Source organism: Marivita sp. (assembly GCF_020055635.1).
GTDB lineage: Bacteria > Pseudomonadota > Alphaproteobacteria > Rhodobacterales > Rhodobacteraceae > Marivita.
In genome coordinates this window covers 1-4,588 of record NZ_JAIPUT010000133.1, presented here as the reverse complement: position 1 = coordinate 4,588, position 4,588 = coordinate 1, and the positions used below count along the sequence as shown (strand labels likewise).

Annotated in this window: 4 protein-coding genes; 3 read left to right on the top strand and 1 reads right to left on the bottom strand. The window is 53.0% G+C overall.

The window, feature by feature from the left end; all coding sequences use genetic code 11:
- Window positions 1-2,147: glycosyltransferase (locus tag LCF60_RS23590; RefSeq protein ID WP_292294976.1), on the top strand; the 2,147-nt coding region annotated here is incomplete at its 5' end.
- Between the two features lie 40 nt (window positions 2,148-2,187).
- Here the strand turns inward: LCF60_RS23590 and LCF60_RS23585 are convergent.
- On the bottom strand, window positions 2,188-3,126 hold the full coding sequence (locus LCF60_RS23585; protein WP_292294975.1) for a hypothetical protein: 939 nt from the start codon (window positions 3,124-3,126) through the stop codon (window positions 2,188-2,190).
- Between the two features lie 305 nt (window positions 3,127-3,431).
- Here LCF60_RS23585 and LCF60_RS23580 point away from each other — a divergent pair, with 305 nt between their 5' ends.
- Window positions 3,432-4,100 (top strand): ParA family protein, encoded by a 669-nt coding sequence (locus LCF60_RS23580; RefSeq protein WP_292294974.1) that lies wholly within the window; start codon window positions 3,432-3,434, stop codon window positions 4,098-4,100.
- Window positions 4,093-4,350 carry a hypothetical protein gene (locus tag LCF60_RS23575; protein WP_292294973.1) on the top strand — a complete coding sequence of 86 codons (258 nt, stop codon included), beginning with the start codon at window positions 4,093-4,095 and terminating at the stop codon, window positions 4,348-4,350. The genes LCF60_RS23580 and LCF60_RS23575 overlap by 8 nt, the downstream gene beginning before the upstream one ends.
- Window positions 4,351-4,588 lie beyond the last annotated feature (238 nt).

The following is a 4,588-nucleotide window of genomic DNA, read 5'->3' as shown; positions in this document are numbered from 1 at the left end:
AAGGCGTAAATGTAGCCCTTGTTTCGGCAGAGGGAGATGGGCCGTTCGACCCAAATCCAGACTTTCTCACAACCCACCCCGACCTCGACGCTCTTCATGCAACTGGACGGCAAAGCACAGCCGAAACAGTTGATATTCTCAGTCGGACCCTGTTCCCTCCACGCGTTTCGGACATGCGCGGTCCGCTTAATCTCCTGCATGGATATGCTTGGGAAGAGACCGGGTTGCCGCAAGACTACACGCGGGACATGACAGCACATCTGCAAGGGCTTTTGGTAACTGCCCCCCATGTCAAAAAGCTGTTTGAAGACGCCGGAATTGGATTGCCAATTCATGTGGTTGGCAACGGGGTCGATCATCTGGACGTCCCGCCTGAGCCTTTGCCGATCACCCTGCCACAGGCAGGCTTTACCTGTCTGCACGTCTCGTCCTGCTTTCCTCGCAAGGGTCCCGATGTCCTGCTGAAAAGCTTTGCTCAAGCCTTTGACGCTGACGACGATGTGCAGCTGCTGATCAAGACATTTGCCAATCCGCATAATGACATTGGCGCCCAGATTTCGGCTCTCCGGGCGACGTATCCGAACCTGCCACCGATCACTGTCATTGAGGACCCATTCACGCCGGGTCAGATGCGGAGCCTTTACGCCACTGCGGATCTTCTGATCGCCCCCTCCCGTGCCGAAGGCTACTGCCTGCCTGTCGCCGAAGCTGTACTGGCTAGAACACCCGTTCTGACAACGGGTTGGGGAGGACAGAAAATCTTTGCCGGCAACCCCTTGGTGCATTTTATCGATTACACATTCGCACCGGCGCAGAGCCATTTGGTGAAATGGGACTCTGTCTGGGCAGAACCTGATCAGACGGACCTGGTCGACAAGCTGAAGGTCCTCAGATCAGCCCCCAAACCCAGCCAGGAGACATGCGCCGAGGCGTCTCGCCAAATTCTGACCGAGCATACATGGGGAAAGGTTGCCGAACGCTCAAGAAACGCGGTCCAGCAGATTGCCGCGTGCACCCCTACCCCGCCACCCAGGGTGGGCTGGGTTTCCAGCTACAACACCCGTTGTGGCATCGCGACCTACTCTGCGCATCTTATCGAGGCTTTTCCGGATGAGACCACCGTTTTTGCCTCGCACACGATGGATCGCATCGCTTCAGACAACGTCAATATCCGGCGCTGTTGGCAGCAAAACGGGCGCGACACCCTCGCTCAGTTGCAAGCTCAAATCCGCGCGACCAATCCACAGATACTGGTGATCCAGTTCAACTATGGCTTCTTCAGCTTCCCGCATCTCGGTGCCTTGATTTTGCAGGCAAAAGCGGACGGGCGACAGGTCGTGATGATGATGCACGCGACCGATGATAGCGCTGTCCCTCCCGACAGACAGCTTGCACGTATTCGCCCGGCCCTTGAGGCGTGTGACCAGCTTTTGGTGCATTCACATCATGATCTCAACCATCTGAAATCAATCGGCTTGGAAGACAATGTTTCGCTGTTTCCGCACGGCGTGCCTTACGCTGCCGTGCCCGCTCCCCCCAAAATGTCCCCAGACCGGCCAGTGGTTTTAGGCACATACGGTTTTTTCCTGCCGCCCAAAGGCTTAGACCAACTGATCGAAGCCGTTGCACATGTACGCAACCAAGGTGAGAATGTCGCCTTGGAAATGATCAACGCAGAGTTCCCGATCAGGGATTCTGCGGAAGCAATCGATGCCGCAAGACAGCAAATCCTCGAGCTTGGGCTCGATGGGCATGTGAACCTGGAGACAAGATTTCTGGACGATGCAGACAGCTTTTCGCGTCTTGCGCGGGCGGATGCGCTGGTTTTTTCATACCAGAAAACGGCTGAATCCGCCTCCGGTGCAATCCGCCAAGCTCTGGCACTGGATCGCCCGGTTCTGGCAACCCCGTTGCGCATTTTCGACGATGTAGAGCCCCTTATCATGCGCTTTCCTGGCACTACGGCCGAGGCTATTGCGCAGGGGATTCAATCTTTGAGCCGGGCGCTCCGAAACCCTGACGCCGAGCCGCAAACAACAGGTCAACTTGAGACCATGCGTTCGAATGCAAATCGTTGGAGAGAAGGCCATGCCTACCAAGTACTAGGCCCGCGCTTATGGCGTCAGATCTGTTCGTTGGAACGCTGAATCGGCGGTTTCGAGCACGCGCTACAGGGCTGGAGTGAGACTAAAGCGATAAAACCGCGCAAGTATTTCCATGCTTGCCCAATGAGATATGGTTCACAAAGGCTTCCTGTTTGAGATCAAACACGGCAAGCATCGCGTTGCTGTCCATGCGGTCCGCACGGTCCTCGTTAAAGCCATAGCTTACCACGAGCATATTTCCAAAATACGCTAGTCCGCGGGGGAATGGTATGCCGCCAAGCTTGCCCGAAGCGTGGGAAGAAGAACTGCATGGACCGTGCAGCGAAAATCTTTCTTGTTGTCCATCCGCGACGTTGACCTTGACGAGAGCAGACCCACGGCTGTCCAGCGTCCAAAACACATCATCCATGGGCACGATATCGTGGCAACACGAGCCCAGATTTTCATATACTTTTGTGCATGTCGCGCGACCTTCATGCGCGTCTTGCAAAGATAGACGCATCGCAAAGCTTGGATCGTCCCAGTTGTGCGCAAGCACAAACAGATGGTCCCCTCCCCTACTCACGCAGTTGATGTGGTAGGCATCGAAAGTGTGATCATCATGACGCTTCAGATGGCTTGGTACTGCTTGGGTGATGTCAACGTCACTGCACCCACCGAATACATTTTTCTTCCACAAAAACGGATACTTACTTCCCGTGACGAAAATTGACCTTCGGTCATATTCTATCTCATGGAGATCGTAAAAATCATTATGTTCATACCGTATGGGGGTTTGCCACAGCCGGCCATTGGCCAACATCAAATAAACCCGGATGACGTCTACTGGATCGCCAAGCGTAATTGGCTTCTGCTCAATATCTGCATTGCGTTCCGCAGAAAAAATGAATGGCCCCCTGCGGGCAAGACCAAAATATATCCCGTGTCTGTCGCTGACGACCTTGATAGCTTCGAGTTCACCCTGACTTGTAAGCGTCACATCTAACAGGCGCCGAAAAGTGGATACCAAGAATCTAGGCATGGATTTGTTGCGCTACCGTTGAGAAAGAAGAGGTATCTGCCATGTTACAGACCATTTTTTGGGGGTGAATACTATGAGTTTGCCTATTCGAGCTGCACTGGACACACAAGAATAGAACAGTTTTCAGCGAAAGTACTCTAGCCCTTAGTACCCATAGGTACCCTACTCCACCCAGTTATACCCTTAGGTAGCCAAGAGTTATAAACTATACCCATGGCTACCTACATGTACTCTACCCTTGACAAGAGAACTATACCCTAGACATATATACGGTACTTCTTTCATGGACACTCTCGAGGGTTTCAATGCCGGTCATTTCATTTGCGAGTTCCAAAGGTGGAGCTGGAAAGACAACTTCCGCAATCATACTCGGAACAGAGCTAGCCGAAGGTACCAGCGTCATCATGATTGACGCGGACCCAGCACAACGGCTCAAACGATGGGCGTCATTGGCCCCCCTACAGGCATCCGTTCAAGTCATTTCCAGTGGAGGGGAGCGCAGCATTCAATCCGAGATCGATGAGGCAAAGAGCAAAGCTGCATTCGTCATTATCGACCTGGAAGGTTCTGCCAGCCGCCTGACATCCTTCGCAATTTCCGAGTCCGATTTCGTAATCATCCCGTCTGGTGAAGAGCAACAAGATGCAGATGCAGCCATCGACACCCTGGCTGAGATTGTCATGGAAAGTCGCGCCCGACGCAAAACAATCCCCGCCGCAATCTTGCTTGCCAGAACATCGGCGGCTGTCAAAAGTCGCCTAGAGAAACATATCCACGCAGAACTCAAAAGGGCAGGGCGCGTCTTCGACACGGAACTTCACCGCAGGACAGCGTTCTCTTCGCTCCACAATGCTGGTGGTGGACTCCGTCAGCTGGATCGGTCTGACGTGAACGGTGTTGATAAGGCCATCGCGAACGCCGAAGCTTTCGCAGCCGAAGTTATCGAGCTTCTGGAGGATACCCAGCATGCCTAAGTCTCTAGATCTTAATCGACTCAAAAAGTTCGAGCCTTCTCCTGATGTGCGTCGAGAAAAGAGCGCGACCGTTCCTTCAGAGCCACAAATTGAGCGTTGGCCGAGCCGAGAGCCCAGCGTTGATGGTCAAATCAGTATAAAAGGACCGATGACAACGATCCAACGCTTCAAGGCACTGTGCAAGGATGATCGCAGGACCTACGCGGATATGCTCGAGATTCTTATGAACCACTTTGAAGATCATCGCTGAACGAAACTTTGCATTTTCATGGCAAATGCGGCGTTGATCTTTGGATGATGAACAGTCTCTAGCGCATTCAGGTAACAAGGCTTGGGTGTTAATAAGTGTTAGACTCGTGTTACGTTCTTCAGAACCCCCTTTTTTCTGAGCGTTTTCAGGCCCTTATTGACACCCCCCGTGTGTAAAGTGGTGATTCTGCGTGTGTAAAGTGGTGATTCACCGTGTGTAAAGTGGTGATTCCCGAATC